The organism is Paenibacillus sp. FW101-FHT12H11, assembly GCF_058790355.1.
Window position 1 is genome coordinate 43821 of sequence record NZ_JBYTCO010000007.1, and the last position, 26468, is coordinate 70288.

Below are 26468 nucleotides of genomic sequence, written 5' to 3' on the forward strand. Positions count from 1 at the left end.
GAGTGTTTTCTAGATGACGACGAAAGCCCAAGAAGAAAAACCAAAAACCGTTAAAGTGAAGTTCATACAGAACGTTAAATATCGAGGTACTTACTATTCTTCTGGAGAAAAACTAGATATCCCGACCGAGGATAGAGCAGCTCTCATAAAAGATGGTGTAATTGCTGGTTCAGCTGCGATTGAGGATGACGATGACGATGACGATCAATGATTACGTGCTCAAACTTAAAGAGCTGCTTGGGATTCCAGTTGAGGATATTAGTAAGGAGCAGCGGCTATCCTTTACGATCGAAACTGTGATACAAGCGGTCCTCACTTGGTGTAATATCTCAGTGATTCCGAGCGAGCTGGAAATTGTAGTTCTCCAAATTGCTGAGGATCAGTATAGGACAAAATATACAGCTGATTTTTATGATGCTGCATCTGCCGTGCAGAGCGTTAAACGCGGGGACGTTACAACCACCTTCGGTTCTGTTAAGCCTAACATTAAGGCTGGGCCCGGTGCTTCATTCGTCCAAGCGTATGAAAGCCAGTTAGCAGCATTTAGGAAACTGAGGTGGTAACAATGGCATTCGGGAACGTTGCTGTAGAGCGTGCGGCAACTGAGAGCACGTATGAGGGTTCATGCACTGTTACGGCTTTCCAAACGGTTAAACATCCAACTACACAAGTAACCGGACAGCAGAGGATCAATCTTTTCGGAAACGAACCTTGCGGGCTATCCCAAACTACTCTTGCTAACTCTAGTAAAACTGAAACGGATAATACGATAGGGTTCGATGCGAAATTGTTCATTTCTCCTGATGTAACAATAACAGCAGGCTGCGAGATCAGGGTGCTACAAAATGGAATGGACCAGAAATTCGAGCAAGTAGGCGAACCATTCCGATACGCCACACATCAAGAGCTCTTATTAAAACAAGTGGGCCGAGCATGACCAGACTTGGAGATTTTGATTTTTCGGGGCTGCAGAATTTTAAGCAAGGATTAGACCGACTTCAAGAGCATGCCCCTGCTTTTCAGGAAGAGTGCTTAAAAGAGTTGGTGAGTCGCTTATTTGCAAAAACTGTAGCTCGCACTCCAGTTCTCACAGGTGAATTACGAAGAGGTTGGTCAATTGGACCCATTCAACGGGTAGGCTCTCAAATTCAAATAGAGATAATTAATCCTGTTGAATATGCTATGTACGTTGAGTATGGTCATAGGACGAAAGATCATAGAGGATGGGTCGAAGGACGATTTATGCTAACTACTTCCATTGAGGAATTGGAGAGGGAATTGCCGGCTATTCTTGAAAGAAAGCTGAAGCGGTTTATAAAGGAGCATTTAAGGTGGTAAGTTGATGGAAGATCAAATCTTGAATGGTATTGTTGCTCGCTTGAGTGAGATTGATTCCACAGTCCCGATCTATACAGAGCAGATAAAGCAGGGCTTTTCCCAGCCTGCTTTTTTTGTTATGCAGCTAGATACAGCGCAGGCTCCGGGATATAATCGGCGATCAAGTCGCAATATGCTTTTCAACGTGCATTACTTTCCCAATAGGGAGAGCATCGTGCCGAAAGCAGATTGCAGAGCGATTGCAGAAAGCCTATTCGAGCCTCTGCGATATGTCACAACGGAAAATGGACTAGTGAGGTCAAACGGATTGAGGTACGAGATCATCGAAGATGTCCTGCACTTTTTCGTAAACTTTAATATCAAGGTAATTCTTGAAAAAGAGCCGGTCGATAAGATGCAGAAGATTGAACATAAGGGGAATCTAAGTGGCGACTAAAGAGAAAAGCGTCGAGCCTGAATTCACAAAAAAGCAATTTCTCGTATCAAAATCTTACACGGGATTAGAGAAAGATATCTTTCGCGCATTACTGGACGACAACAAAACATATACCAAAGATAAGGTGCGAGAGATCGCCGATGACTTTGTTAGAAAGGAAGTGCAGTAAATGGCAGGAGGTACTTTTACAGCTCAAAATAAAGTTCGGCCAGGAAGTTATTTTGACTTTCTGACAAGTGGTACAGTAGGCGCATTGGGTGCTCGGGGTATCGTGGCGATCGCACTCGCTCTAAGTTGGGGGCCTTCAAAGACTGTGATCGAGATTAACACAGGCGACAACCTGAAAACGCTGCTTGGTTATGACATCACAGACTCCAAGCTGCTGTTTATTAACGAGGCGCTGAAGCGTGCTAAAAAACTTTTACTATACCGTTTAAATACAGGTACTAAAGCGACCGCAACACTTGGCAATCTGACAGCAACGGCTAAATATGGAGGCTTACGAGGTAATGACATCACGGTAGCTGTGACGGTTAACATTGATGATGTTTCGAAGTTCGACGTCGTAACTCTTGTTGATGCTGCACAGGCAGACAAACAAACCGTATCTGCGATCTCTGGGCTTGTAGCGAATGCATGGATCGATTGGTCAGGTACAGGAGCGCTGACAACTAATGCGGGTATAGCTCTAGCTGGCGGCGCAGATAGCGTCGTAATCAATGGAGATCATACAGACTTTCTAACAGCTGTCGAAGTTGAGGACTTCAGCACGCTTGCATTGATTTCCACAGATCCCACGCTGAAGGCTCTTTACGTGTCATTTGTAAAACGCCTACGTGACGATGAGGGGACGAAGATTCAGGTAGTATTGGAGAACTACCCCGATGCAGATTACGAAGGCGTAATCAGTGTTAAAAACGGCGTAGTGCTTGCGACAGGCGCAACAATAACGGCAGCTCAGGCGGTTGCATGGGTAGCCGGCGCCACAGCTTCAGCTCAGGTTAATATATCCCTAACTCGTCAGGCTTATGAAGGTGCAGTCGATGTCAGCCCTCGCTACACGAATTCGCAGATCGAGACAGCTCTCCTGAGTGGTGAGTTCGTATTCACTCCGAATCAAGGGAAAGCGATCGTCGAGCAGGATATCAACACGTTCACGAATTTTTCACCGACGAAGGATAAACGCTTCTCGAAGAATCGTGTCATGCGCGTTCTGGATGCGGTTAACAACGATCTTAAAACGATCAATGATAATTATTACATCGGTAAGGTCGACAATAACGCAGACGGGCGCAACCTTCTGAAGAATGAATATGTGAATTATTTTGAGTCTCTGCAGGCGCTAAATGCGATTCAGAACTTTAATTCTCAGACGGACATCACGATCGTACAAGGTGACGATGCTGATGCGGTATATGCAGAGTACGGCGTGCAGCCGGTCGACAGTATTGAAAAAATCTATAATCGTGTTTTGGTTCGATAGGGAGGGGACATAGATGTCTTTTTTGTTGGCGAAGGATACAATTTCCGGACAGTCCGGTCGAGCTTATGCGACGATTAACGGGAATGTCGAAGAAATGTTCTACGTGAAGAAATTCGAGGCGAAGGTCAAGAAGAATAAGAAAGAGATTCGCACCCTTGGCAAGAACGCTACACAGAATAAGGCGAACGGCTACGCGGGCACCGGGACGATGACAATTTATTACGTCACCTCGAAATTTCGCGAGCTCATGTTGGAGTATACGAAAAACGGTGTCGATACATATTTCGATATTCAAATCACGAATGAAGATCTTACATCTTCTATTGGATCTCAGACGACAACCGTCAAAGGTGTTAACATCGACGAGCTGACGATCGCTTTACTTGATGTCGACGCTGAGACGCTCGAAGAGGAAGTTTCATTCACATTCGACGATTGGGATATGCCGAATCAATTTGTTTCACCTACACTAGGTCAATAATAAACATATAAACGGAGGACATTCACATGTCAGATATCAGCGTATTTTTTGCAAGTAACGTCGACGTAAAGACTCAAGAGGATTTCATTGTTTCCCCACGCTTCAAAGACACAGAAGGAAAGCCAGTGCCGTGGGTGATTCAATCCATTACGGAGGAAGAGAACGATGTAATCCGGAAGTCGGCAACGAAGGTGACTAGGGTGAAAGGTCAGACTCAGTCCGAAATTAACCAGACCGAGTACATTGCAAAACTCGTTGTTGCGAGCGTGGTATTCCCTAACTTAAAAGCAGCGGAGCTGCAACAATCCTACGGGGTTCTTGGTGCTGAAGCACTTGTGAAGAAGATGCTACTGTCAGGTGAATATGCTCAGTTGATTATCAAAGTGCAGGAAATTAATGGCTTCGACCGAGATATGAATGAACTGGTGGAAGAAGCAAAAAACTAATAGATGGCGGTTGGAACGAAGAGGGTGAGTACGTTCATCCTGATCCAACCGCCAACCTTCTTCACTACGCTTTACACAGGCTCAAGAAGTTGCCGCATGAAATTCTCTCAAGGCCGTCGACTGAAAGGGCCTTTATTTTTGCATCTATCGGTCTTGCTGCGAAGCATGAGTCGAAAGAACAGAAAAAATTGAAGTAACTCTGGATGGGGATTAAATTATGGCAACAGTTGAGGCGACACTCAGGTTATTTGATAACTTCAGTTCAACGATGATGAACGCAACAAGAGCAATGAATTCGACTGCAAGGGCTGCGAGGCGATTACAATCAGTTCTAAACGCAACATACGGCTCTGAATCGCTTACATCTGCTGTGGCTGCTACAGAACAAGTGGCGGTGAATTCACAACGCGCACTAGAAAGTCAACGAAATCTAGTAAACGCCACGAATAGAAATAATGAACGATTGGCGCAGTCTCGCAGGCATACACAGGGGATGAACAGCGACATCGATAAGATGTTAATTGCCTACCTCGCATTTGCAGCGGCCCAGAAGGCTGTAGAGGCTTCGGACAACTATGTCAATGCACAGGCAAGGCTTAGGATCATCAACGATGGACAAGATCCTACAGCGCTTCAGGCGGCGGTATTTGATGCAGCTAATCGATCGCGTGGTGACTATGTTACGATGGCAAATGCGGTTGCTAAGTTGGGATTGTTAGCCGGCGATGCATTCACTGGGAATGCCGATGTCCTGAAGTTCTCAGAGCTGATGCAAAAGTCTTTCAAGGTATCTGGAGCTTCGACGCAAGAATCACAAGCCGGGATGTATCAACTTACACAGGCTATGGCATCAGGCAAGCTACAAGGCGATGAGTTCAGGTCGATCATGGAGAATGCTCCAATGTTGGCAGATGCGATCGCTAAGTTTAGTGGGAAGTCTAAAGGCGATCTGAAAACCATGTCAGCAGATGGCGTCATAACAGCGGACATCATCAAAAACTCACTATTTGCGGCAGCGGACGACATCAACAAGAAATTTGCAACAATGCCGATGACGTTCGGTGATTCAATGACGCTGATTAAAAATAACATCTTCGAGAACTTTGGTCCTGTAATTGAGCGAATGAATCAGATGTTAAACAGCGACAGAGGGAAACAGTTATTTGATGGTCTGGCGAATTCAATCAGCGTTGCTGCGAATATTGCTAATGTGATGTTGACGGTCATCAGTGCGGTTATGAAGTTCATGATGGATAACTCTAACATCGTCATAGGCGCGCTAGTAGCTTTAGGTGTGGCATTCTCGATCATGGGTGTACAGGCATTGATTGCATGGATTGAGGCTACCTGGCCGATCTTGCTCATCGCAGCGGCTATCGGTGGGCTAATTGCTCTTATTATGTCTTGGGGCGTGACGTTCGGCCAGATCATAGGGTTCGTTGCCGGTCTATTCACGTTTCTCGGCGGCGTGGTGTGGAACACTATAGCTTTAATGTGGAATATCATCGTGGACTTCGTTGAATTCTTTGTTAATGTTTGGGTTGATCCGGTATATGCCGGACAAAAGTTATTTTATGATCTAGCCCAGACGTTCGGCGGTGTAATGGTAAATATGCTAAGAGGCATCGAAAGTTTTAGTGGCGGCTTTATGAAGTTCTTCACGATGGCGATTAATGCAGGGATTAAGGGCCTCAATGCACTTGCTGAACTATCAAATAAGATTTTTAATACGGATATCAAACCAGCTAAGCTATTCGACGAGGAGAATGTACACAGCGTGAGTGATGCGCTAGATTCTGTCTTTAAATCCATGAATGCGCCGACGACGAATAAGGCGGTTAAAGATCTATCTGGGATGAAAATGAAGCCGATGGACCTTGCGAATGCTACGATGGGCGCGTTTAATGCAGGGGAATCATTATTCAACGGGCTTAAGCTTCCGGATCTCAAGGGGGCTTTCGGATTTGACGGAACAGGCGAGATTAAGAAAGTCGGTGAAGTCGGCAAGATCGGCGATACGGTCGATATCTCAAATGAGGATCTGAAAGCAATGCGTGAATTAGCTGAGATGAAGTCAATTCAAAACTTTGTCACGCTGACGCCAACAGTTCAGGTCACAGGGGATAACCATTATCACCAACAGGGCAGCGTCGAGGACATGGCGGGTATGTTAGCTGTAGCTCTTGAGACGCATATGAACTCTTCGATGGATGGGGTGATCGACGATGGCCTATAGTATTAATCTAAGTTTTAACAACAGTCAAGAGGGCTTTCAGTTCCCTGTAAATCCTGAGAGTCTCGAGATGAGCGGCGGCAGCAATGGCAAAACCTATGACATCGTAGGAGCTAATGACGGTCGTTCAGAATCCCGAGGCGGCGAGGTTAACGTCATCAAAGGTCCGAAACTGCGGGAGATCTCATTCAGCGGGATCTTCCCGGCTCAGTTCTATCCGTTCCTTGCAACCAACGTCCTCTATGAACCGATGTACTATGTTCGAGCCATTGAAAATTGGATGGCAACTAAACGACCTGTAAGGTTCATCTACGCCGGTCATTATGAATCGGCTCTCGCTGCTCAGGGATTCATAGGGCAGGAGCTCAACATTCCTGTATCCATTGAAAAATTCAAATGGAAGGAATCAGCAGGAGATTCGGGTGATCTCGAGTTCGACATCAGCTTCAGGGAGTACAATTTTTATGCAGCTCGAAAGGCAGAGGTAAAGACGGATAAAACCGGTGCTCAACTTATCATTCCGATGTCAGCGCGCAGACCGGACGAGCGGATCAGACCGTCGACATATACGGTTCGGCAGGGTGATACACCGTCCAGAATTGCAATGATATTTTACACGGATGGTTCAGGGCTCCCGGATAGTTCCCGGTATAAAGATATTCAAAAACTAAACGGCCTTAGCGATGCAGCAGCGGCGAAGCTTACAGTAGGCAGCGTCTTAAAATTGCCGGCCTTGTGAGGTGATTTTATGCTGCAGGCACTAGTCGACAATAGAAACGGTAATGTGTGGGATTTGCCGGTGTCATCCATCAATTATAGAACCGTTAGGATTGGAAAGGCGTCGAGTATAGATTTCACATTCCTTAGCGGCGGAATATACGAAAGCACGAATTTCCAAATCAATAACGGGGATATTGTGAGGGTTACACTGGACGACATTCCTGTGTTTTACGGTTATGTATTCAAGATTGATGGTGGCCGAGATGAGGCGGTTAGAATTACGGCATATGATCAGACGCGGTACCTGATGGGATCCGATACGTATGTATTCAAGAATACTTCAGCTACAAACGTCCTGAAGAAGATTGCGAATGATTCGGGTCTGAAAATTTCGGATGATATCGCGGATACATCATATGCGATTCCAAAGATCGTTGCTGACGGTGAGAAGCTATTCGACATCATCGTGAATGCACTTGCGGACACGACACGTTCAACTGGTAAATCATATGTGTTTTTCGATGACTTCGGTGAGCTCACAATTAAGAAGATTGAGGATCTAGCGATTGATCTGTCACTCGGTGATCAAAGTCTCGTATATGATTACTCAACATCGAGATCCATCGACTCGGATACCTATAACAGGATCAAGCTTGTACAGGATATTAAGAACAAAAAAGGCAAGGTCACGGGTCGTGATGTGTATATCGCTCAGGACAGTAACAACATTGAAAAGTGGGGCCGGCTGCAGTACTATCAAAAACTCGATGATGGGCTGAATAAGGCGCAGATTAATGAAGTCCTGACGACACTGTCACTGCTAAAGAACCGCGAGACGAGAAACTTCTCTATCTCAGCTCTTGGAGATATCCGCGTGCGTGCTGGTTGTAAACTTTCGGTAAACATCCAAGAAGCAGATATCAACGAGTCCTATCTCGTCGATGAGTGCGAACACAAATTCGAAGGCGAAGAACATACGATGTCACTAAATTTGAAGGTGTACGGATGAAAAACATCGGCTTATTAGCAAATGTCATAAAATCAGCAGGCGTCGGAGCTGTGCGAGCCGGTTCTCCGGTCGAGATCATATTCGGAGTCGTGTCAAATACAAGTCCTCTCGAGGTAACCATTGATCAGCGGTTCTCACTCGATGAGGACTTTTTAATTATCCCTGAGAGTCTAACGGAGTATAAAATCCCGGTAAACCATACGCACAGCTTCAGCGGAGGGACAACCGGACCGGCATTAACTGAAGAGCTCGTCATCAGAAAGGGGCTCGAAGTTGACGACGTTGTGATCTTATTCCGACTGCAGGGCGGCAATCAATATCTAATCTTCGATAGGGTGGTGTGATGAGATGATCCCAACAGGGGGCATGACTAATGCTGCATTGCAGCAGTCACAGCAGCCAAGCAGAACGTACAGGATCGATTTAGAAAATGGTCGGATCGTTGGGACGACTGACGGACTAGAAGCAGTCAAGCAGGCCGTATACAAGATCCTTGGCACCGAACGATTCGAATACTTAATTTATGGACCGGATTACGGCAGCGAGTATGGTTCATTAATAGGCGGGAATAGCGCGTTAATTCGTTCTGAGTTAGGGCGTAGGATCACTGAGGCTCTTATGCAAGACGACCGCATCACAGATGTTCAGGATATGAAAGTAACGATCACAGGAGATTCAGCTCTTGCGGAATTCACAGTTGCCTCACAATACGGAAGTTATCAAACAGAAAAAGGGGTGAGCGGAGTTGTATGAAGCACAAACATACGGCGCTATCTTGCAGCGAATGCTTTCGGCTGTGCCAGATGACATCGACAAACGGCCGGGGAGCATTATCTATGATGCTTTAGCTCCTGCTGCTTTAGAGTTATCTGAGATCTATGTGAATCTCGATAGACAGCTGAAAGAAGTTTTCCCACAAACAGCATCGGACAATAACCTCGACTTATTGACAGAGCCTTTCGGTCAGGAACGTAATCAGGCTACGTATGCAGTCCGTAAGGCTGTTTTCACAGGTCAGTCTGGCGTATCAATTAATGTGCCTATCGGTAGTCGCTTCTCGATATCAGGCGTTACGTACAGAGCTATATTGAGGATTACTTCAGGGCAGTTCGAACTAGAATGTGAGCAGCCTGGAAGTATCGGCAATCAATACTTTGGGACTATGATTCCTATCGATTACGTGGACGGTTTAGTTGTGGCTACCCTCGCAGACGTTCTGATTCCGGGAGCTGACAGAGAAAGCGACGACGATTATCGTACTAGATTCTTTCTCGGTGTGCGACTGCCTGCAACGAGCGGAAACAAAGCTGATTATCGGAAATGGGCGCTTGAGGTGGACGGAGTAGGCGGGGCGCAGGTTATCCCGCTATGGAATGGGCCAGGAACGGTCAAGGTGATCATTATCGATGCTGAAAAGCTTCCTGCGAGCCCTACACTAGTTTCTATTGTGCAAGACTATATTTCCCCGGCAGATGGTACCGGTGAAGGTGTGGCGCCAGTAGGTGCTGACGTGAACGTTGTTGCTGCGACGAGTGTATCGGTGAACATCACAGGCACAATTGTACGTGATGGATCTCGAACGATCGATCAGATCGAGGAGGATTTCGCTTCAGTCATCTCGTCATATCTTGCAAGCATTGCCTTTATAGACAATTCGAATGTGCTATATGCAAAGCTTGGCGCAATGTTGCTAGATGTGGCAGGAGTCGATGACTATACGGCGTTACAACTAAATGGGTCGACAGGTAACATTACGATCTTAAGTGGTCAGGTGGCAGTCCTCGGGACGGTGAATCTGTGATGAGTGAGATTCAAATCAGGAGCCCTTCAGGGGTTCAAATGATGGGTGTATTGCCTGAAATGTATGCAGGCATTCACGAGGCTCGTGCGCTGATGCAAAGTGAAGGTGTCGAATTCGATGAGGTGAAAGATTGTTCTATCGCAGTCTTCGATCAAGCAAAGATTGACAATTCCACTTGGGGTTTGTCCTTATGGGAAGAAGCGCTTGGAATCAAAACCGACATCTCGAAAAGCTATCCCATTCGACGAGCAGTGATCAAGTCAAAGATCCGAGGTAATGGGACAACGACGATGGCTCTCCTGCAGAAGGTCGTCAGCAGCTACGAAAACGGTGTGATCGAAGTCACGGCACAGCCGGCACTCTATCAAATAACGATCAGCTTCTCCGGTGCGATCGGTGCGCCTCCGAATATCGCAGATGTTCAAGCAGCAGTCGAGGCGATCATCCCGGCACATCTTTCAGTATTTTATAAATTCCGTTATCTCAGTATCACTGAAGTCGAGGCAATGACGATAGATGAAATCGACACGACAACGCTCGATAATTTCTCATGGGGGTGAGTGAGTAGATGGCAAATCCTACAACACCGAATCTAGGTTTGATTAAGATCGATCGGAGTTCTCCATCGACAACGTTCTTCAATACAAAATCGTACATTGATGATAATATGGATCTTCTCGATGCTGCAGTGAATGCGAGAGCTCCAAAAAATAACCCGGTATTCACCGGCGAGGGTGTAACTCTCCCGGCAGATCCAACGCAAGCAATGCACGCAGTAACATTGCAGCTATTAATTGCGAAATTTGATCAAGCTACAAGATACACTCCTTAATTGGGGCGTTTTTTGAGAAGGGAGTGAATTAAATGGCAAGAACGCTAGTCAGAGCATTTTCTGGTACTGGATATATTCAATATACAGGTAAATTCGTAGACACAGACGGTTGGGTGTATGTAGCAACGTATGACCAAGGTGCAGCAAGCGACCGCGTAAAAATCCATGTATCAAAAGACGGTGGTAGCACATGGACGCAATTTGGAATAATGCCGCTGTTTAACGGTATATCCGCTAGCGGCTACGTACAATTTGAGAATGTAGGGAACGCGCTCTATATTGCATGTGGCTCGATGGGTGCGGAGTCGCCTTACACATACGCGACGGCTTTACTAAAGATTCCTGATAAGACTACAGTTACATCGTCTACACAACTTAGTACGTACACCGTGATAAGCAATCCGTGGACATATGGTAGCCGCCACCAATGTACGAACCTACGTATGGGGACAGACGGTTTCCTATACTCGACCGTCGATAACTGGACGAACTCTTATTACAATGCAATGTACAGAATCAATGTATCAACTAATGCGGTTGTTGGTTCGTGGTATGGGAATAACGGTTCGTCTAGTAGACAAACGCCTACACTATTCCGCACAGCAAATTATATGGTTGCAGGATATATGTCGAGTGACAATACGTCCTATCAAATGTATATGACCATCAATTCTAACAATCAAGGGCAAAACAATGCACTTACAGCCAATAATGACTCCGGTTATTCAGCATCACACATAGGTGTTGAGTTACCTAACGGTGACGTTGTAGCAATGGGGGTTGGTCTATCCTCTGGATCACAAGGACTTAACGTTTTAAGGGCGGGTAACACAAGTTGGTTAGCAAACATGACGCTACCGAAGACAACAGGGATAGCCTATACACAGCAATGGCTATTCTTAGACGAGACACTGACACCTGCGCTGGGTTATTGGGACGGTGATGGAACCCAAGGGACAACCTTTTATAAAAAGCAAATCACCTATACAACTTCGTCGGTATCGCTTGGACCTGCCATAAAAATAGCAACAAAGCCAGCTAATGCAACCACATGGGTCGCTTACCCACGAAAAGATGCAACAGGCATTAGACGGGTAGCTATCATCACAATGGATGCCGCAAATAACGTCTACGCAGAGGTCATCTCTAACAATACGCCACCTAACGCACCTGTAATTACGTATCCAGTAGCTAACTCTTGGATCAACACACGGACACCAATAATTCAATGGAACTTCAGTGACCCAGATGCCGGCGATACCCAAAGTCAGTACTTGGTTCAGCTAGTTAACAGCGCGTACTCAGCCGTTATAGCTGACACTGGTTGGTTATCTGGCAATGTGCGTAGTTGGCAAATGCCTGCCGGATGGATTACTGCTGACGGGACATATTATGTCAGGATGCAGGTCAAGGATTCACAAGGTGCAATCAGTGGACCGGGAACTGGTACACCGGGAGACACCAATTACTATAATGTTTATTTTGGTGTGGATACAGTTCCCCCTAATGCTCCTACACTTAGCATTGGAGCAATAACGGGTACAACAATAGCTACAACGTTCTCACTCTTTAGCGATTCTGCTCCAAGTTCGGGGATTGCATCAAGTGGGCTTTTCGTGGTGGTTGATGATACGGCAGGTAATCGAGTCGCAACTCATCAGCCGGCCGTGGGTTCTACATCTTTTGTAATACCGAATCTAACACCTAATACAGCGTATTACATTTGGGTTACATACCTTGATACTGCGGGTAACTGGGCTCCTGCAAGTACAAAATATTATGTCGTCACAGATACGCGAGCTCCAGACACGCCAGCACAAACAAATGGCATACCATACGCCGCCTCTAATAGTGTTTCGTGGTCGGCATTTTCTGATGGTCCTGTCTCATCCGGTTTACTCTTAACGACACTTTACCTTCAGAAATGGAACGGCAGTTCATATGTCACAGAACCAGGATATCCGAAGTCTGTTGTAGGCTTATCGAATGCAATCACAGGACTCACGCCTGCAACTCAGTATCGTTGGGGTGTCACATATACGGATAACGTGGGCAACGTCAGCCCGCTTGCGTATACGAATTTCACCACGAATAGTTATGCTGTGACGACGATAGAGAACGTGGTGTCAGGCGGCAAGGTGTACAACGCTCGACCTAAGATTCGATTGAAGGTAATCGATGCGAATGATGCGACTCTTAAAGATCTTGAATTCCAACGATCTTCAATTCCGACATTCGCATTGCCGACAGATGTCACTATGTCCGGTACGCCACAATCTTTTAACGTTACGTCACCGTTTGCGAGTAGTACCTTAGTCACGTTTACGCCGGCAAGCGCACTGCCGACAGGTATATCATATCTGCGAGCTCGCGCTTATGATGGCAAGGATTGGGGTCCATGGAGCACGCCAACAAACTTTACAATTGAGACTCCGACATATCCGACGACGATCGCAGCAGGTGACACCACTATCAGCAAAAGAACGATTGACGACATCCGGAGCAAAGTAAACGCGGTGCGGCAGGCTCGCGGTCTGGCTGTCATAGTGTGGACTGATTCAACTATCAAAGATTGGACAAACGGCGCAGCAGGTACAAGTATTAGGGCAATCCATCTAATCGAGCTTAGACAGGCGATCAACGACATCTATGTCGTACTAGGGGGAAGTGCTCCGACTTGGGGCGTAGATCCAATCATCGATACGACGATTAATCGTAAGGGCCAACACTGGATCGATTTAAGAAACGCACTAGCATTAGCATAAAGACGACAGGCCAAAAAGGTGCCAGTCGTCTTTTAATTTATGCCCAAATAAAAAGCCCTTCGGGGAAGAAAAGAGAGGTTAGTAATGAACAAGTTCTTACAATCGCTACTCACCCTGGAATCACTATTTAAGCCTGCAAATGCAGGAGCTGCTACCGTAGGAGCTATTATTGGACCGTTTATTTTGCAGTCATTTGGAAACGGAAAAGCATGGGCTTTTATATTATTAATCGCGGTCATCATTGCTGACTGGATAACTGGAACTGCTGCAGCTAAGAAAGATGAAAGCTACACCTCTGAGTATGGAATTAGAGCGGTACCGCGGACCATTTTGATGCTCTGGTTTCCTATTATCGGTGGATTACTTGATAAGGTATCACTGAGTGTTTTTGGAATCAATCAGCCAGGGTATGCATTCTTTTCAATCACTATCATGCTTATCTATCATACCTGGGAGAGCATGACAGCCAATGCGTATCGAGCTGGCTGGGAACAGTGGATTCCTAAGAGCGTTACAACTTTTGTGGGGAGTGAAATTAAGGCGAAGATCGAACGAGCGAATCGTCAGAAGGACGGTATGAGCAAATGAAAAATCAAGAATTTATTAATAAGATTGCACCCGCAGCGGTAGAGGACATGATTAGTACGGGTGTGCTTGCAAGTATTACAATTGCTCAGGCAGCTCTAGAAAGCGCATGGGGGCAGTCGGCTCCTGGTAACAACTTATTTGGAATTAAAGGCAGTGGAACGACTCAGGAAACAAAAGAATTTATCAATGGTCAGTGGATGAGTATCGATGCAGACTTTAGATTATATCAGGACTGGATTGGCAGCATTACGGATCATTCGAAGTTTTTACTTGAGAATCCGAGATACCGAAAAGCAGGATTCTTTGATCGATGTTCTGTACGGGACTATGTTGGGGCAGCGAAAGCCTTACAAGCTGCAGGATATGCGACGGATCTGCAGTATGCTGTAAAATTAATCGGTATCATTGAGAATAATCAATTACAACAATTTGATAAGGAGGCGGATAATATGCTGAGAGAATTTAACGAATTAAAAGGACAAATTCAAACATTACTAAATACTGCAGAGGCGCATATTGAGAAGATTAATGTGCTAGAAAAGAAAGCAAGTATGCCAGTACCTGAGTGGGCACAAGATGCTGTTTCTGCAGCTGTCTGTACAGGGTTGATTGATACACCAGATGGGCGTAGCCATGACTTTTATAGTCTACTAACGGTTTTCCACCGAAAAGGACTCATTTAAACCTTATCAAGAATAATTTTTTGATCAAACAAAGGATATCAAAAAGTTGTTCGGTAGTACACCTTAATATACTCCGCTTTTTCGGGTTTCTAAGCCATCCATTGACGCAGGGCGTTTTTATTCCAAGTCGGTGAACAATCTGCATTTAATTAAACCATTGCCGTTTTTGGCAATGGTTTAGATTAAATGTTTTAGTATTTTATCAATCTATTATAAATAATAATATTAAATCTACTAGTAAACTGAGTAATTAAAAGACATAGAAATCGGTTTTCTAGCATACCAATCAGTTTGGTTGGTATTATTGAATTGTATTACAAAGCCAATACCAATAAGCACACCCCATTGATTTGAGTTAGTTTCTCTTTTAGTTAATGTGCCAGTTCCTGATGACATTACAGAGATTGTTGGGAACGTACCCGTATCATTTGTGGAAGCAGATGAAATATTTTTATCTTCTAAAGTAAATCCATTCGAACTAATAAGTCCAATAGATTTTGATGCAACACTATTAATTTGTTTAAAACTTCCACTAGAATATACTTCTAATTGCATAGTTTCTCTAACAATAATAGGTAATGACTGATTCCCAAAATCTTGGTCTTTATTAACTGTTATAATAGTAACCGCTTGCGTTCCAAACTCTCCCTTATTTAATGAGTTCTTAGGATGAGTCTGTTCTAACTTCTCTCCATAGGTCTCCAATAATTTTCCAGTTTGTGTATCGTATACCTTCAAAGTAATTTCATCTTGTCCAACAATCCGTTCGACTCTTACTTTATCAGCATTTGGAATATTAACTGTTATTTCATTCATTAGAAATTTCCCGTTGTTTTGCTGTGTTTTTATTCCTTGATCAACGACATTACTTTCTGTTGCCATAGCTGAGAATGGAATGGCTGTTACTAGAGATGCTCCAATAATTGCAGAAATAATCGTTTTTTTCAATTTCATTAGTTCTCCTCTTTTCATAGTGTTTTATAAATCTATTAAACTATAACCCAAATTATTCCAATTTACAACCAATTTTTCTTACATTTGATTATATTTCCCAAATTTATAATTGTAACTAATATCGAATTAATCATTTGAACCTGAAAATAAAAAAGGTCAGTAAACGCACTTCACAAATGTAAAATGCGTTTATTGACCTCTTATTGTGTTGGCTATATCCTTTATAAGCGTGCTAAATCGTTTTTACATTTCCTTTCGATCTTGTAAGTAGGACAACAGCCAAATGATTCCGGAAATTACTGCAGTTAAAAATCCTAGTCCACCGATTAATAAAAAAATCAAAAAGGGTACAGGACTGGGACTGGAGTAAAAGTCATGTTTAGACATATTTGAAAACTGAATTGATACACCAATAATCATACTTAATATCCAAACTGCAATCCCAATGATAGCAATTACCAAGGCTTTCTTCGTTACCTTTTTCAATTTAATCATCTCCTTGACTAAAATTTTGCTAAAAATAATTGTTGGAGAATTCTTTTTATGTTCTTTATATGGTAAACATTAACATAATATTGATTAATATTCAATTTAATGTTATTACATTCCAAAATAACTACTATATAATAGTAAAAGTTAGCTAGAATTATAATTAAACCATAGTGACTAGACAGTCAGGAAATAACGTGTCCCAAAGTTGCAGAAAAATATAAAAGCCGGTTTAGAGATTATTAATTATTGAAAACCCGAGAATTGCAATATTTTACTTGGGCTTCTTTAAGACGACATGATTACAACCAAATTTTGATGAGTAGTTCCCACTGGCTCAATGGCTAGCGGGGATTTTTTTACTGCCAAAAATCACTTGCATTGCGAATACGTGTTCGGTATATAATATAAAACACAAACGCATGTTCCTATTTTGAGGTGATTAAATGAGTGTCATGACAAATGTTGAGACTGACGAGGATGTTCAATTAATTAAAGAGTTTACACTGCTTCCTATATTACTCGATATGTTGTCGAGGGATTCTGAAGAGCTCAGGGTTCACAAAGACAAAATTATTTATGGTCATATTCTGTTTTACCTAAAAGAAGTCGAGAACGCTATTTATCCAGAAATACAAAGCATTAAGAGTAAAATGAAAAAGCGTGATATTAAGGTATTGAATACATCAATGACTGCTTTAGGCATTAACGTTGAATATAAAGTTCGTGGTTACGTCCATCATTTCACAATGCTCAGAAGTTTGATTAAAGCTGAACTCATGACAACTTTAATGAGAATGCGGAGGTCATTGTAATGGTAATGAGGGAAAAAAGCGAACGCACAATTTACCTCTCGGATTGCCAATCTTTTTACGCAAGCGTCGAAAAGGCTACACATCCTGGATTAGATAATCTTCCTGTTGTTGTGGCCGGTGATCCTGCCAGAAGATCGGGAATTATTTTGGCGGCATGTCCAATAGCCAAAAGCTTTGGAATTAGTACGGCTCAGCGACTTGGAGAGGCGCTGCAGCTATGCCCAGATGTTATTGTAATGCGTCCGCATATGCAGCGTTATATCGATGTATCACTTGCAATTACTGACATTTACAAAGAGTATACCGATTTAGTTGAAGTGTTTTCTATTGATGAGCAGTTTCTAGATGTGACGGGATCGCTCAATCATTTTCGCTGTACCTCAGAAGAACTGGCAAGCATGATTCAAAAAAAGGTCGCGGCGTCAATGAATGTACGTATTCGTGTTGGTATCGGTCCAACTAAAATACTTGCTAAGCAAGCAACGGACAATTTTGCAAAGAAAAACCCGAGTGGTATTTTTACGCTTGGTAAAGAGGATGTAGAACGTGTCCTATGGCCTTTAAGTGTGGATAAGATGTATGGAGTTGGGTCGCGTATGACTCGGCATTTCGTAGCTCTTGGCATGACAACGATAGGTCATGTTGCTCAAACACCATTGCATTTACTTAAGCAGAAATTTCGTGCACGCTTTGGTAAACAATCGGATATTCAAGCGGAGGTCATGTGGCGTACAGCTAATGGTCTTGATGATAGTCCAGTCACACCTGGCACATTTAATGTAGCTCCAAAATCTATTGGTCACGGAATGACCTTGCCACGAGATTATACGACAGCAGAAGAGGTAGATATTGTTCTCTTGGAATTAACGGAAGAAGTTTGCCGTGATGCGCGAGCGAAGGGGTATACGAGCGGGACTGTTCATGTATTCTGCATGTGCTCACCATACGATGCACCTACAGGCTTTAGTCAACAGCGCAAGATGCCCTTTGCTACAAACAATACTCTGAAAGTTTTCAAGTCAGTTCGAGAGATCTTTCATCGTAATTGGAATGGGCACCCGGTGCGTAAAGTTGGCGTTACGCTAGGATCACTTGATGACGAGGAAGTTACACAACTTGATCTATTTGAAGACTTAACGAAGCTAAGGAAGCTTGATAGCGTTTTAGATGGAATTAAAGATCGTTTTGGCAATACGGCAATTATTCGTGCTTCGAGTTTAATGAAAGCTGGTCTAGCCGCGGATCGAGCTGGTAAAATTGGAGGTCATTATAAATGAGTAAGAAATTAGAGCTTAACGGACTTTGGGAGTCTAGCCGTATGATGCTTCCTCAACATAAAGAGTCAGCGATTAGAAATCGAAAAGAGGCTCAACGCATATCACGACCTATACGAGACGAGCAAGAAATTCAAAACATATCAGCCGTGCTGAGCTTATCGCAGATGTATAAAAAACCAGTTGTACTAACTTTATATGAAGAGTTTAAAACTCGATCAGTTACCGGCATCGTGGCACGCAGTAGGCATGGTGAATTTCGACTAGACATAGTCGAGACTGTTAGCAGAGTAGAGGATTGGGAATGGATTGCTTACAGAGATGTTCTTAAAGCAGAATTAAGCAATGAATGGACAGAAGATGGAATGATAGATCCATAATCAACTAAATAGTAAATAAAAGATTGCTCCAAGGGCAGCGATATTATAATGAAGAAACAAATTAAAGATCCTGTTTAAACACAGGATCTTTTTAGTACAGTCAAATTGTCTTATCTATTATGATCTATTAAGTGTAAAGCTGTCTTGTTTCATTTTGTTTAGGAAATTTTCGTCCCCAAACCGTCCCCAAGAAGAAAAATATATAACTGTACTATATAATTTTAAACCCCTGTTATACATAAAGAAACCCTTATTATATAAGGGTTTTAGAAAACTGTTTTATAAATTAATACGACGGCCCTTTTACGGGCCGTCTCATGGGAGAGGAGAAACCGGACGAAGAGCTTATGGGGAAACGTAAGTCTTCTCCGCGGTTGTCTACGACATTCTCTGATGTCGATAGTTCAAGGATGACCGTTTTACAGGAAATTTATACATGGCAGGCATAAAATTTTTGTGTCAGAATAGGGCTTGTGGTACGATAGCAAAAGAATGAGCCAGTCAGAAGGGGAAAAGCGCAAGATGAGAGTGATTTCAGGCAGTGCCAAAGGCAGGTCGCTAAAGGCGGTACCCGGTATCAGCACGCGACCAACAACGGATAAAGTGAAAGAAGCGATCTTCAGTATGATCGGTCCTTATTTTGATGGCGGGCAGGTTCTCGATTTGTTCGCAGGCACGGGCGGGTTAGGCATTGAGGCTCTGAGCCGCGGGATGGATAAAGCGGTCTTCATTGATATTGAGAAGAAGAGTATCGATACGATCCAGCATAATCTGCAAGTGGCCGGGCTGAAGGATCAAGCCGAGATTTACCGGACAGATGCCGCTAGGGCACTGAAGGCGTTAGCGAAAAGGGAGCAGCAGTTTCAATTGGTTTTTCTAGACCCGCCATATAAAATGAAAGTGATTGTGGATCTGATCAACGCAATGGAGACACAAGCGATCGTTGAGGCGAGTACCACAATTGTGGTGGAGCATGACGCGAAGGATGTTCTAGACGACATCATAGGCGGATTCAAGCAACAAAGAAGAGCGGACTATGGAGATACCGCTGTTACGATTTACAAGCAATCTGTAGGGGATGAATAGGCTTTTGAGAGGAGATGACAGCATGATGAAACAAGAACACGGCATTACTGTAGCTGTATATCCGGGAAGTTTTGACCCGGTGACATACGGCCACCTTGATATTATACATAGAGCAGCGAAGGTTTTTGATAAGCTCATTGTTGCAGTGCTGAATAACACGTCCAAGAACCCTACTTTCACATTGGAAGAAAGAATGGAGCTCATCCGAACAGTGACGAAGGATCTTCCGAATGTAGAGGTGGATGGGTTCAGAGACTTAATGGTGAATTATATGAAGCATCGCAATGTGCGATTGATTGTGCGCGGTCTTCGAGCTGTTTCTGATTTTGAATATGAGCTTCAAATGGCGTCAACGAATCACAAGCTCAACTCGGATGTGGAAACTTTCTTTATGACCTCGAAGCCCAAGTACTCCTACCTGAGCTCCAGCATCGTCAAAGAAATAGCGCGTTTTCATGGCCCGGTTGTTGATTTAGTACCTCCCGAAGTAGAAATAGCGCTGCAAAATAAATTCCCAAAAGCTTAAAGCAGCAGCGAACTATTGGGCTTTTTTTCGAAAAGTGCTTATAAAAGAAGAAATGATAAGCATTGTGATGATCAAAAGAAGGAACTGAAAGAGGTTAACTCCCCATAAAGCCCATATCGAGCCGCCGTTCAGCTGAGTTGCGAATTGTGTGTTCGTGTTTGATGTTTGATCCAACCAAAGAAAACTTGGTTCTGTATCTATGAGAAGGAACTGTACAGGTTTCCAAAGTAAGATGGTACCAACAAAGGCAAGCACGGCGTGCAAGATACGGGACTGGAAGAAAAAGCGGTAGCGTGCTTCTGTTTTTTGGTGAAAGCCAGCAACTTGCGCATGTGCGGACAACCCGCCCCAGCCAAGAAAAGCGCTGATGAGCGCCATTTGTGGAAGTAAGGAGACACCTTGGGCTTGGCTCCAGGAATAGGCTCCGAGATGAATCTCCATCAAACCCATAATCCATTGTAATGATGTATCGGTGTGGACATTCAAAAAGCGCAAGAAGAAAGAAATCAAGGGCTCAAGGACTTCTGTAAGACGAGTAATGGTAATGACATTAATCAATACGGAAAAGATCATCATATATCCGCCGATGAGCATTAACGTTTGAACAGAGGAAATCACTGCATCGCCAAGGAGTTTGCCGAATGCTCGGCCGTCGTGCAGATAGGCTTGCCGCATCGTTGACAAGGCCATCTTCCAGATAGAGCCTGCTGATTTAGGCGCAGAAATCATTTGATCATTCGAAAGCTGCTCAGGCACTTTAGATATTTTAGGTAATCGCATCAAGAAGCCGGTGACAATAGCAGTCGTATAATGAACGATGGCAAGGATAAGACCAAGTTTCGCACTGTGCAGAAAGCCGATACCCACAACCATGATTAAGAATAAAGGGCTGCACAGGTGGGATAAAGCGGTTAGACGTTCGGTCTCATCTCGCGAGATGAGTTTTTTTTCGCTGAGGGTGGCAGTAATTTTGGCTCCGCTAGGAAATCCTACAATGAGGCCAGAAGCTAACGCCCAACCGCCCACTCCGGGCAAACGGAATATCACTCTCATGAGTGGGTCTAGCAGAACTCCTGTCCCTTGAATGACGCCAAAACCAATCAACAGCTCGATCATAATGAGAAAAGGCAGCAGGGCAGGAAAGACGAGTTTCCACCAAATCGTAAGCCCCTCGAGCGAAGATTGAAACGCTTTGTCAGGGAAAAGTATGATAGACACAACTACGAGGGCAGTCAAAGAGCCCAGTACGAGCGTCGTGAGCTTGGGAGTGTAGCTTACTTTTGAAGGCTGCATGGTTTCACCTCATCCTTTAACATGCTTCATTTGTACGCAAAAAGACAGAGGTTTAGACCAAGCTTTCATTCTTGTCCATTGGAAGATAATCATTACATGTAATAGGCATCAGGAAGGGGAACCTGCATGGAAAACGAAGAAGAGAATCGAATTCACACGTGGTCTAATGATTCCTATGAATATCCGAGAAGATCGTCGACGAGGCGTTATTTAGTTTCGGCGCTTGTCGGAATTGTCATTATTTATTTGTTGTTTTTTGTACGGCTGCCATTCTTTATTTTCATGCCGGGAACAGCGGAAGAAATTAAACCGATGGTGACAATACCCAGAGGCTCTGATTTGGAAAAGGGAACGTTGATGCTCACGACAGTGCGTGTAGCCGATGCCAATATGATTAATTATCTAATTGGTCTTGTTCACCCTTATGAAGAAATTCAGCCCAAAACGAGTGTTTTGCGCAAAGGGGAGTCCGAGCAAGAGTACACACAGCGGCAAGAATATGTCATGTTGACCTCGCAAGCGAGCGCTATTCAAGCCGCTTACACACATGCGAAGGTTCCTTTTCACATCAATCATGAGGGTGTTATGGTGCTGCAGACGTTGCCAGGCTTGTCGGGAGAGAAGGTGCTCAAACCTGGTGATGTGCTGCTGAAGGCTGGAGAGAAAGATGTGAAAGTGGCTCAAGATTTACTTGATTCATTAAAAGGGAAGAAAGCCGGGGAATCCATCACCGTTACCTACGCTAGGAATAAGGTAGAACAACAGGCAACATTGGCACTAGGAGCACTTCCTCTGCAACAAGGGGAAACGGGTGAACCTCGTGCGGGTATTGGCGTCGTTCCGGCTGATATGCAATCAGTTAAAGCAGACCAAGAAGATCAACAGGTGTCGATTAAGGCTGGAGAGATCGGAGGGCCCTCGGCTGGTTTGATGTTCTCATTAGAGATTTTTAATCAACTGGTTCCTGAGGATATCACAAAGGGCTATCGCATTGCAGGGACAGGGACCATTGAAACTGATGGCACCGTGGGTCCGATTGGAGGCATTCAACATAAGATTATTGCCGCGGATCGGGAAAAGGCGGATTTCTTCTTTGCCCCCAAAGATGTGACGTACAAAGACGGAACCAAAATTACGAATTACTCCGATGCTGTCCAAAGAGCGAATCAAATTAAGACGAAGATGAAAATTGTCGAGATCGGCACGATGGATGACGCCCTGAAATATCTAGCGGCGCTGCCTCCGAAGTAAGCTCTTTGGGATGAAAGTAAATAGATTTATAATTGACAAAAGGCAATCAAACTGGATATAATAATCTTTGTTTGTTTGGGGTGATATAACATGCAGATTCGTTTTAGAGAGCTTTCTCTGAAAGGGCACCCGGTCCATATGACGGAAGAGATGAATTTGACGGCTCCTTTTGAAGGGCGTCAAGATATCCTTCGCCATGGTCCTGTGCGTGTCGATCTTCTTGCATCGCATGAAGATGGAGTAGCCAAAGTTAACGGAACGTTAACGCTAGACTTGGAGTTAAGCTGTTCACGATGCTTAACGCACACGAATCAAACAATCGAACTTCCTTTTGAGGAAGTCTTCATGCAAAAGCCAGAGGAAGAAGACCCGGAACTTGACGAGGACATTCATTTGGTCGTTGGAGATAAAGTCGATTTAGAGCCGTACGTTGTAGAAAATGTAGTGGTTGGTTTACCGTACATACCACTTTGTGACGAAGCGTGCAAAGGTCTCTGTCCTGTGTGTGGAGAAAATCGCAATCTCCAGGATTGCGGCTGTAAGCAGGAGAAAATCGATCCTAGGCTTGCAGGTCTCGCGGACTTTTTTAACAAAGAATAAGGCAACGCCCGAAATTCGATGAAGGAGGTGTTTTGAATATGGCAGTACCTCAAAGGAGAACGTCCAAAACTCGTCGCGACAAGCGCCGTACTCACTTTAAATTGGAAGTTCCAGGCATGGTGAAATGTGAACAATGTGGAGAACTGAAGCTGGCACACCGCGTGTGCAAGTCTTGCGGAACTTACAAAGGTAGAGAGATCGTAAAAGCATAAGAATAAGCATAGTACTTCATCCTAGTGTGAGGTGCTATTTTTTTTGCTTTCTTTTTGGTTCTAAATTTAATATACTACAGTTTAGTATCTGGTAATAAGATGAGATCTCACGAGATAAGGTGGTGCTAGCCATCGAACGCCTTCCTAAACGACAAAGGCAGCAGCAATTGCTTCAAGCAATTGAAGCGAATCCTTTTATGACTGACGAGGAACTGATGCGAACGTTTCAGGTTAGCATCCAAACCGTCCGGTTAGACCGATTGGAACTAGGTATTCCTGAGCTGCGGGAACGCATGAAACACATGGCTGTCAAAACGTACGATCAAGTGCGTTCACTGTCTATTGATGAAGTCATTGGTGAAGTGATCGATTTGCAGCTGGACCAAAGCGGTATTTCGATTTTTGAAATTAAAGAAGATCATGTTTTCTCAAGAACCAAAATTGCAAGAGGACATCATATATTCTCACAAGCAAACTCCCTGGCCGTTGCCGTTATCGACGATCCAATCGCCTTGACAGCCTCAGCAGACATCCGGTTTATACGTTCTGTAAAGCTAGGAGAGAAATGTATCGCCAAAGCCTATGTGCGTTCCGTTTCCAAAGGGAAAGCAAGAGTTGAAGTGTCTTCCTACGTTGGCGATGAGGCTGTGTTCCGAGGTAATTTCGTGATCTTTCATTCGAAGAAGGAGCAACATCTAGAGAGGGAGGACAAGCTGCATGCGGATCGCGATTGATGCCATGGGCGGCGATAATGCCCCGAAAATTGTAGTGGAGGGTGCTTTAGCAGCGGCCAAAGAGTGGAAGGACGTACATATCATTTTGGTCGGCAACAGCGCTGTAATTGAAGCCTATCTCACAGAGAGACCGGCAAATATAACTATCCGTCACACGGAGGAAGTCATTGAAGCGGAAGATGAGCCTGTGAAAGCAGTGCGACGCAAAAAAGACGCCTCCATGGTTGTAGCGGGTAAACTAGTACGGGAGAAAGAAGCGGAAGCGATGATTTCCGCTGGAAATACAGGCGCATTGATGACGACGGGCTTGCTCGTGGTTGGAAGAATTCCGGGTATTGAGCGTCCGGCTCTGGCGCCGATGATCCCGACAATGGATGGCCATGGCGTGCTGGCCCTCGATTTGGGTGCGAATATGGATGCTACGCCGGAGCAATTACTCCAGTATGCAATTATGGGCAGCATTTACCGTTCCAAAGTGCATGGCATATCTAAGCCGCGCGTAGGCCTTTTGAACGTAGGAACAGAGGCTGCCAAAGGGAATGAATTAACCAAAACGGCATATCCTTTAATGGAACAAGGACCTATTCATTTTGTAGGAAATGTCGAATCTTCTCAGGTTCTCCGCGCCAAATGCGATGTTATCGTATGCGACGGGTTTGCCGGGAATATTATGCTGAAATCGCTGGAGGGTGCGGCATCCGCCATTTTTTCGGCACTGAAACAGGAATTTACGAAATCGCTATTTACCAAGCTGGCAGCAGCGGTTTTGAAACCGGGTCTTACCAATTTCCGCAAGAAGTTGGACTATAACGAGCATGGAGCGGCACCATTCTTGGGGATAGATGGATTGGTCCTGAAGAGCCATGGTTCCTCCGATGCAAATGCCATTAAAAATGCGGTTCGCCAAGCTAGAATAGCTTTGCAAAATGATTTGGTTGGCACGATATCTGCCGAAATAAGCCATGGGAAGAGAGATATTACAACATGAACCTAATACCAGTTGGGGTGCTTGGTACAGGGAAATATGTACCTGAACGCATATTAACGAATCAAGAATTGGAAACGATGGTTGAGACGAACGATGAGTGGATCGTCACAAGAACAGGCATCCGTGAAAGAAGGATCGCCGCTGAAGGACAAGCAACGTCCGATCTATGCTACGAAGCGTCATTGATCGCACTGGCCAATGCAGGCATTACGGCAGACCAGCTTGATCTGATTGTCGTTTCCACTATTACGCCGGATATGGCATTCCCATCAACGGCTTGCATCCTGCAAGAGAAGCTGGGAGCCAAAAAGGCGGCGGCATTTGATTTATCCGCGGCATGCTCAGGTTTCGTATATGGACTGGCTAATGCATCTAACTTCATTGCAACAGGAACTTATAAATATGCCCTTGTCATTGGTGCGGATTGTTTATCCAAGATTACAGATTATACAGACCGGAACACGTGCATTCTGTTCGGTGATGGTGCTGGGGCCGTTGTGATTGGCGAAGTACCAGAAGAAAGAGGCTTCAAGTCCTTTGAGCTTGGTGCCGATGGCACAGGCGGGCCGCTGCTCAAAATTGAGGGTGGGGGATCACGCAATCCTGCTTCACAAACATCGATCGATCAACGTATGCATTACATCTACATGGCTGGCGCTGAAGTGTTCAAATTCGCGGTGCGGATTATGGGGAACGCAGCAGATGAAGTTCTGAACAAAGCAGGCTGGGACAAATCGGATATTGATTTGCTAGTTCCGCATCAAGCAAACATGAGGATCATTCAAGCTTCCTTAAACCGACTGGAAATGACCGCAGATAAATGTATGATTAATCTCGATAAATACGGTAATATGTCGGCAGCCTCCATTCCCGTAGCACTCGCAGAAGCTGCTGAGCAAGGCAGACTAACAGAAGGCGATCGCCTTGTGCTGGTTGGTTTCGGCGGGGGTCTGACTTGGGGCGCAACCGCGTTGGTTTGGTAGTTTTTTAGTTCATTTTATACATGAAATTCATCTATTTTATTTAAAATCTATTGCCAAAGGGGATCCTA

At 44.4% G+C, this 26468-nt stretch carries 34 protein-coding genes; 31 read left to right on the plus strand and 3 right to left on the minus strand.

All coding sequences use genetic code 11. The features are described from left to right. The first annotated feature begins 13 nt into the window (after nt 1-13). From AC3WTJ_RS22490 to AC3WTJ_RS22585, 20 genes are all read left to right on the plus strand, one after another. Nucleotides 14-211, plus strand: coding sequence for a DUF7210 family protein (locus tag AC3WTJ_RS22490; protein ID WP_492523736.1), 198 nt, complete (start codon nt 14-16; stop codon nt 209-211). Then, nucleotides 198-563 carry a head-tail connector protein gene (locus tag AC3WTJ_RS22495; protein WP_492523737.1) on the plus strand — a complete coding sequence of 122 codons (366 nt, stop codon included), beginning with the start codon at nt 198-200 and terminating at the stop codon, nt 561-563. The genes AC3WTJ_RS22490 and AC3WTJ_RS22495 overlap by 14 nt, the downstream gene beginning before the upstream one ends. 2 nt (nt 564-565) lie before the next feature. After that, nucleotides 566-937 carry a hypothetical protein gene (locus AC3WTJ_RS22500; protein WP_492523738.1) on the plus strand — a complete coding sequence of 124 codons (372 nt, stop codon included), beginning with the start codon at nt 566-568 and terminating at the stop codon, nt 935-937. After that, a complete protein-coding gene (locus tag AC3WTJ_RS22505) occupies nt 934-1338 on the plus strand; it encodes an HK97 gp10 family phage protein (protein WP_492523739.1) in 405 nt (134 codons plus the stop codon). The genes AC3WTJ_RS22500 and AC3WTJ_RS22505 overlap by 4 nt, the downstream gene beginning before the upstream one ends. A 4-nt stretch (nt 1339-1342) precedes the next feature. Then, the gene (locus AC3WTJ_RS22510; protein ID WP_492523740.1) at nt 1343-1774 is read left to right on the plus strand and encodes a phage tail terminator family protein; all 432 of its coding nucleotides are present in this window, start codon (nt 1343-1345) and stop codon (nt 1772-1774) included. Next, nucleotides 1764-1943 carry a hypothetical protein gene (locus AC3WTJ_RS22515; RefSeq protein ID WP_492523741.1) on the plus strand — a complete coding sequence of 60 codons (180 nt, stop codon included), beginning with the start codon at nt 1764-1766 and terminating at the stop codon, nt 1941-1943. Before AC3WTJ_RS22510 ends, AC3WTJ_RS22515 begins: the two co-directional genes overlap by 11 nt. Further along, nucleotides 1944-3257 (plus strand): phage tail sheath family protein, encoded by a 1314-nt coding sequence (locus tag AC3WTJ_RS22520; RefSeq protein ID WP_492523742.1) that lies wholly within the window; start codon nt 1944-1946, stop codon nt 3255-3257. A 13-nt stretch (nt 3258-3270) separates the two neighbouring features. Then, complete coding sequence (locus tag AC3WTJ_RS22525) at nt 3271-3738, plus strand: phage tail tube protein (RefSeq protein WP_492523743.1); 468 nt, start codon at nt 3271-3273, stop codon at nt 3736-3738. Nucleotides 3739-3764: 26 nt separating this feature from the next. Next, nucleotides 3765-4184 carry a phage tail assembly chaperone gene (locus AC3WTJ_RS22530; RefSeq protein WP_492523744.1) on the plus strand — a complete coding sequence of 140 codons (420 nt, stop codon included), beginning with the start codon at nt 3765-3767 and terminating at the stop codon, nt 4182-4184. A gap of 217 nt (nt 4185-4401) precedes the next feature. Continuing rightward, entirely contained in the window at nt 4402-6420 is a 2019-nt protein-coding gene (locus tag AC3WTJ_RS22535; protein ID WP_492523745.1) for a tape measure protein, read from the plus strand. Continuing rightward, nucleotides 6410-7156, plus strand: coding sequence for a LysM peptidoglycan-binding domain-containing protein (locus AC3WTJ_RS22540; protein ID WP_492523746.1), 747 nt, complete (start codon nt 6410-6412; stop codon nt 7154-7156). The genes AC3WTJ_RS22535 and AC3WTJ_RS22540 overlap by 11 nt, the downstream gene beginning before the upstream one ends. Nucleotides 7157-7165: 9 nt before the next feature. Beyond that, the gene (locus AC3WTJ_RS22545; RefSeq protein WP_492523747.1) at nt 7166-8146 is read left to right on the plus strand and encodes an XkdQ/YqbQ family protein; all 981 of its coding nucleotides are present in this window, start codon (nt 7166-7168) and stop codon (nt 8144-8146) included. Continuing rightward, nucleotides 8143-8490 carry a DUF2577 domain-containing protein gene (locus tag AC3WTJ_RS22550; protein ID WP_492523748.1) on the plus strand — a complete coding sequence of 116 codons (348 nt, stop codon included), beginning with the start codon at nt 8143-8145 and terminating at the stop codon, nt 8488-8490. The genes AC3WTJ_RS22545 and AC3WTJ_RS22550 overlap by 4 nt, the downstream gene beginning before the upstream one ends. 4 nt (nt 8491-8494) lie before the next feature. Then, nucleotides 8495-8899 carry a DUF2634 domain-containing protein gene (locus AC3WTJ_RS22555; protein ID WP_492523749.1) on the plus strand — a complete coding sequence of 135 codons (405 nt, stop codon included), beginning with the start codon at nt 8495-8497 and terminating at the stop codon, nt 8897-8899. Then, nucleotides 8892-9947, plus strand: coding sequence for a baseplate J/gp47 family protein (locus AC3WTJ_RS22560; RefSeq protein WP_492523750.1), 1056 nt, complete (start codon nt 8892-8894; stop codon nt 9945-9947). The genes AC3WTJ_RS22555 and AC3WTJ_RS22560 overlap by 8 nt, the downstream gene beginning before the upstream one ends. Further along, on the plus strand, nt 9947-10507 hold the full coding sequence (locus tag AC3WTJ_RS22565) for a putative phage tail protein (RefSeq protein WP_492523751.1): 561 nt from the start codon (nt 9947-9949) through the stop codon (nt 10505-10507). Before AC3WTJ_RS22560 ends, AC3WTJ_RS22565 begins: the two co-directional genes overlap by 1 nt. Nucleotides 10508-10515: 8 nt before the next feature. Then, nucleotides 10516-10779: a hypothetical protein gene (locus AC3WTJ_RS22570; RefSeq protein WP_492523752.1), complete on the plus strand. Its 264-nt coding sequence runs from the start codon at nt 10516-10518 to the stop codon at nt 10777-10779. A gap of 32 nt (nt 10780-10811) precedes the next feature. Continuing rightward, entirely contained in the window at nt 10812-13544 is a 2733-nt protein-coding gene (locus tag AC3WTJ_RS22575; protein WP_492523753.1) for a hypothetical protein, read from the plus strand. 84 nt (nt 13545-13628) lie between these two features. Then, complete coding sequence (locus tag AC3WTJ_RS22580) at nt 13629-14132, plus strand: phage holin family protein (RefSeq protein WP_492523754.1); 504 nt, start codon at nt 13629-13631, stop codon at nt 14130-14132. Further along, on the plus strand, nt 14129-14815 hold the full coding sequence (locus AC3WTJ_RS22585) for a glycoside hydrolase family 73 protein (RefSeq protein WP_492523755.1): 687 nt from the start codon (nt 14129-14131) through the stop codon (nt 14813-14815). The genes AC3WTJ_RS22580 and AC3WTJ_RS22585 overlap by 4 nt, the downstream gene beginning before the upstream one ends. A 234-nt stretch (nt 14816-15049) precedes the next feature. Here the strand turns inward: AC3WTJ_RS22585 and AC3WTJ_RS22590 are convergent, their stop codons facing one another. Next, complete coding sequence (locus AC3WTJ_RS22590) at nt 15050-15769, minus strand: hypothetical protein (protein ID WP_492523756.1); 720 nt, start codon at nt 15767-15769, stop codon at nt 15050-15052. Nucleotides 15770-16012: 243 nt separating this feature from the next. Then, on the minus strand, nt 16013-16255 hold the full coding sequence (locus AC3WTJ_RS22595) for a hypothetical protein (RefSeq protein WP_492523757.1): 243 nt from the start codon (nt 16253-16255) through the stop codon (nt 16013-16015). 449 nt (nt 16256-16704) lie between these two features. Between AC3WTJ_RS22595 and AC3WTJ_RS22600 the strand changes: the two genes are divergently transcribed. The 5 genes from AC3WTJ_RS22600 to coaD all read left to right on the plus strand — a co-directional run bounded on the left by AC3WTJ_RS22600 (nt 16705) and on the right by coaD (nt 20339). After that, the gene (locus AC3WTJ_RS22600; RefSeq protein ID WP_492523758.1) at nt 16705-17073 is read left to right on the plus strand and encodes a YhjD family protein; all 369 of its coding nucleotides are present in this window, start codon (nt 16705-16707) and stop codon (nt 17071-17073) included. 5 nt (nt 17074-17078) lie between these two features. Then, entirely contained in the window at nt 17079-18350 is a 1272-nt protein-coding gene (locus AC3WTJ_RS22605) for a DNA polymerase IV (RefSeq protein WP_492524030.1), read from the plus strand. Then, complete coding sequence (locus AC3WTJ_RS22610) at nt 18347-18727, plus strand: YolD-like family protein (RefSeq protein WP_492523759.1); 381 nt, start codon at nt 18347-18349, stop codon at nt 18725-18727. The genes AC3WTJ_RS22605 and AC3WTJ_RS22610 overlap by 4 nt, the downstream gene beginning before the upstream one ends. 522 nt (nt 18728-19249) lie before the next feature. Beyond that, nucleotides 19250-19813 carry a 16S rRNA (guanine(966)-N(2))-methyltransferase RsmD gene (gene rsmD, locus AC3WTJ_RS22615; protein ID WP_492523760.1) on the plus strand — a complete coding sequence of 188 codons (564 nt, stop codon included), beginning with the start codon at nt 19250-19252 and terminating at the stop codon, nt 19811-19813. 22 nt (nt 19814-19835) lie between these two features. Continuing rightward, nucleotides 19836-20339 carry a pantetheine-phosphate adenylyltransferase gene (gene coaD, locus AC3WTJ_RS22620; RefSeq protein ID WP_492523761.1) on the plus strand — a complete coding sequence of 168 codons (504 nt, stop codon included), beginning with the start codon at nt 19836-19838 and terminating at the stop codon, nt 20337-20339. A gap of 12 nt (nt 20340-20351) precedes the next feature. Here coaD and AC3WTJ_RS22625 read toward each other — a convergent pair whose 3' ends face one another. After that, nucleotides 20352-21632 (minus strand): nucleoside recognition domain-containing protein, encoded by a 1281-nt coding sequence (locus tag AC3WTJ_RS22625; RefSeq protein ID WP_492523762.1) that lies wholly within the window; start codon nt 21630-21632, stop codon nt 20352-20354. Between the two features lie 126 nt (nt 21633-21758). Between AC3WTJ_RS22625 and AC3WTJ_RS22630 the strand changes: the two genes are divergently transcribed. The 6 genes from AC3WTJ_RS22630 (at nt 21759) to AC3WTJ_RS22655 (ending at nt 26400) form a co-directional block, all read left to right on the plus strand. Beyond that, nucleotides 21759-22883 carry a SepM family pheromone-processing serine protease gene (locus AC3WTJ_RS22630; protein WP_492523763.1) on the plus strand — a complete coding sequence of 375 codons (1125 nt, stop codon included), beginning with the start codon at nt 21759-21761 and terminating at the stop codon, nt 22881-22883. A gap of 90 nt (nt 22884-22973) precedes the next feature. Continuing rightward, nucleotides 22974-23483: a YceD family protein gene (locus AC3WTJ_RS22635; protein ID WP_127458419.1), complete on the plus strand. Its 510-nt coding sequence runs from the start codon at nt 22974-22976 to the stop codon at nt 23481-23483. A 38-nt stretch (nt 23484-23521) separates the two neighbouring features. Further along, the gene (rpmF, locus tag AC3WTJ_RS22640; RefSeq protein ID WP_029195321.1) at nt 23522-23695 is read left to right on the plus strand and encodes a 50S ribosomal protein L32; all 174 of its coding nucleotides are present in this window, start codon (nt 23522-23524) and stop codon (nt 23693-23695) included. Nucleotides 23696-23814: 119 nt separating this feature from the next. Beyond that, nucleotides 23815-24429 (plus strand): transcription factor FapR, encoded by a 615-nt coding sequence (fapR, locus tag AC3WTJ_RS22645; RefSeq protein ID WP_164819829.1) that lies wholly within the window; start codon nt 23815-23817, stop codon nt 24427-24429. Further along, nucleotides 24413-25417 (plus strand): phosphate acyltransferase PlsX, encoded by a 1005-nt coding sequence (gene plsX, locus AC3WTJ_RS22650; RefSeq protein WP_492523764.1) that lies wholly within the window; start codon nt 24413-24415, stop codon nt 25415-25417. The genes fapR and plsX overlap by 17 nt, the downstream gene beginning before the upstream one ends. Continuing rightward, nucleotides 25414-26400, plus strand: a complete 987-nt coding sequence (locus AC3WTJ_RS22655; RefSeq protein ID WP_407867773.1) for a beta-ketoacyl-ACP synthase III — start codon at nt 25414-25416, stop codon at nt 26398-26400. Before plsX ends, AC3WTJ_RS22655 begins: the two co-directional genes overlap by 4 nt. Nucleotides 26401-26468: the final 68 nt, after the last annotated feature.

Excerpts from the sequence above, each read along its gene's own strand:
- AC3WTJ_RS22500 (WP_492523738.1), top strand. The coding sequence starts at position 566 with ATGGCATTCGGGAACGTTGCTGTAGAGCGTGCGGCAACTGAGAGCACG.
- AC3WTJ_RS22565 (WP_492523751.1), top strand. The coding sequence starts at position 9,947 with ATGAGTGAGATTCAAATCAGGAGCCCTTCAGGGGTTCAAATGATGGGT.
- AC3WTJ_RS22570 (WP_492523752.1), top strand. The coding sequence starts at position 10,516 with ATGGCAAATCCTACAACACCGAATCTAGGTTTGATTAAGATCGATCGG.
- AC3WTJ_RS22590 (WP_492523756.1), bottom strand. The coding sequence starts at position 15,769 with ATGAAATTGAAAAAAACGATTATTTCTGCAATTATTGGAGCATCTCTA.
- AC3WTJ_RS22540 (WP_492523746.1), top strand. The coding sequence starts at position 6,410 with ATGGCCTATAGTATTAATCTAAGTTTTAACAACAGTCAAGAGGGCTTT.
- AC3WTJ_RS22545 (WP_492523747.1), top strand. The coding sequence starts at position 7,166 with ATGCTGCAGGCACTAGTCGACAATAGAAACGGTAATGTGTGGGATTTG.
- AC3WTJ_RS22655 (WP_407867773.1), top strand. The coding sequence starts at position 25,414 with ATGAACCTAATACCAGTTGGGGTGCTTGGTACAGGGAAATATGTACCT.
- AC3WTJ_RS22535 (WP_492523745.1), top strand. The coding sequence starts at position 4,402 with ATGGCAACAGTTGAGGCGACACTCAGGTTATTTGATAACTTCAGTTCA.
- rsmD (WP_492523760.1), top strand. The coding sequence starts at position 19,250 with ATGAGAGTGATTTCAGGCAGTGCCAAAGGCAGGTCGCTAAAGGCGGTA.
- plsX (WP_492523764.1), top strand. The coding sequence starts at position 24,413 with ATGCGGATCGCGATTGATGCCATGGGCGGCGATAATGCCCCGAAAATT.
- rpmF (WP_029195321.1), top strand. The coding sequence starts at position 23,522 with ATGGCAGTACCTCAAAGGAGAACGTCCAAAACTCGTCGCGACAAGCGC.
- AC3WTJ_RS22520 (WP_492523742.1), top strand. The coding sequence starts at position 1,944 with ATGGCAGGAGGTACTTTTACAGCTCAAAATAAAGTTCGGCCAGGAAGT.
- AC3WTJ_RS22525 (WP_492523743.1), top strand. The coding sequence starts at position 3,271 with ATGTCTTTTTTGTTGGCGAAGGATACAATTTCCGGACAGTCCGGTCGA.
- AC3WTJ_RS22510 (WP_492523740.1), top strand. The coding sequence starts at position 1,343 with ATGGAAGATCAAATCTTGAATGGTATTGTTGCTCGCTTGAGTGAGATT.
- AC3WTJ_RS22605 (WP_492524030.1), top strand. The coding sequence starts at position 17,079 with ATGAGGGAAAAAAGCGAACGCACAATTTACCTCTCGGATTGCCAATCT.
- AC3WTJ_RS22635 (WP_127458419.1), top strand. The coding sequence starts at position 22,974 with ATGCAGATTCGTTTTAGAGAGCTTTCTCTGAAAGGGCACCCGGTCCAT.
- AC3WTJ_RS22555 (WP_492523749.1), top strand. The coding sequence starts at position 8,495 with ATGATCCCAACAGGGGGCATGACTAATGCTGCATTGCAGCAGTCACAG.
- AC3WTJ_RS22625 (WP_492523762.1), bottom strand. The coding sequence starts at position 21,632 with ATGCAGCCTTCAAAAGTAAGCTACACTCCCAAGCTCACGACGCTCGTA.
- AC3WTJ_RS22490 (WP_492523736.1), top strand. The coding sequence starts at position 14 with ATGACGACGAAAGCCCAAGAAGAAAAACCAAAAACCGTTAAAGTGAAG.
- AC3WTJ_RS22630 (WP_492523763.1), top strand. The coding sequence starts at position 21,759 with ATGGAAAACGAAGAAGAGAATCGAATTCACACGTGGTCTAATGATTCC.
- AC3WTJ_RS22600 (WP_492523758.1), top strand. The coding sequence starts at position 16,705 with ATGAGTGTCATGACAAATGTTGAGACTGACGAGGATGTTCAATTAATT.
- AC3WTJ_RS22505 (WP_492523739.1), top strand. The coding sequence starts at position 934 with ATGACCAGACTTGGAGATTTTGATTTTTCGGGGCTGCAGAATTTTAAG.
- AC3WTJ_RS22495 (WP_492523737.1), top strand. The coding sequence starts at position 198 with ATGACGATCAATGATTACGTGCTCAAACTTAAAGAGCTGCTTGGGATT.
- AC3WTJ_RS22580 (WP_492523754.1), top strand. The coding sequence starts at position 13,629 with ATGAACAAGTTCTTACAATCGCTACTCACCCTGGAATCACTATTTAAG.
- AC3WTJ_RS22610 (WP_492523759.1), top strand. The coding sequence starts at position 18,347 with ATGAGTAAGAAATTAGAGCTTAACGGACTTTGGGAGTCTAGCCGTATG.
- coaD (WP_492523761.1), top strand. The coding sequence starts at position 19,836 with ATGATGAAACAAGAACACGGCATTACTGTAGCTGTATATCCGGGAAGT.
- AC3WTJ_RS22585 (WP_492523755.1), top strand. The coding sequence starts at position 14,129 with ATGAAAAATCAAGAATTTATTAATAAGATTGCACCCGCAGCGGTAGAG.
- AC3WTJ_RS22575 (WP_492523753.1), top strand. The coding sequence starts at position 10,812 with ATGGCAAGAACGCTAGTCAGAGCATTTTCTGGTACTGGATATATTCAA.
- AC3WTJ_RS22530 (WP_492523744.1), top strand. The coding sequence starts at position 3,765 with ATGTCAGATATCAGCGTATTTTTTGCAAGTAACGTCGACGTAAAGACT.
- AC3WTJ_RS22550 (WP_492523748.1), top strand. The coding sequence starts at position 8,143 with ATGAAAAACATCGGCTTATTAGCAAATGTCATAAAATCAGCAGGCGTC.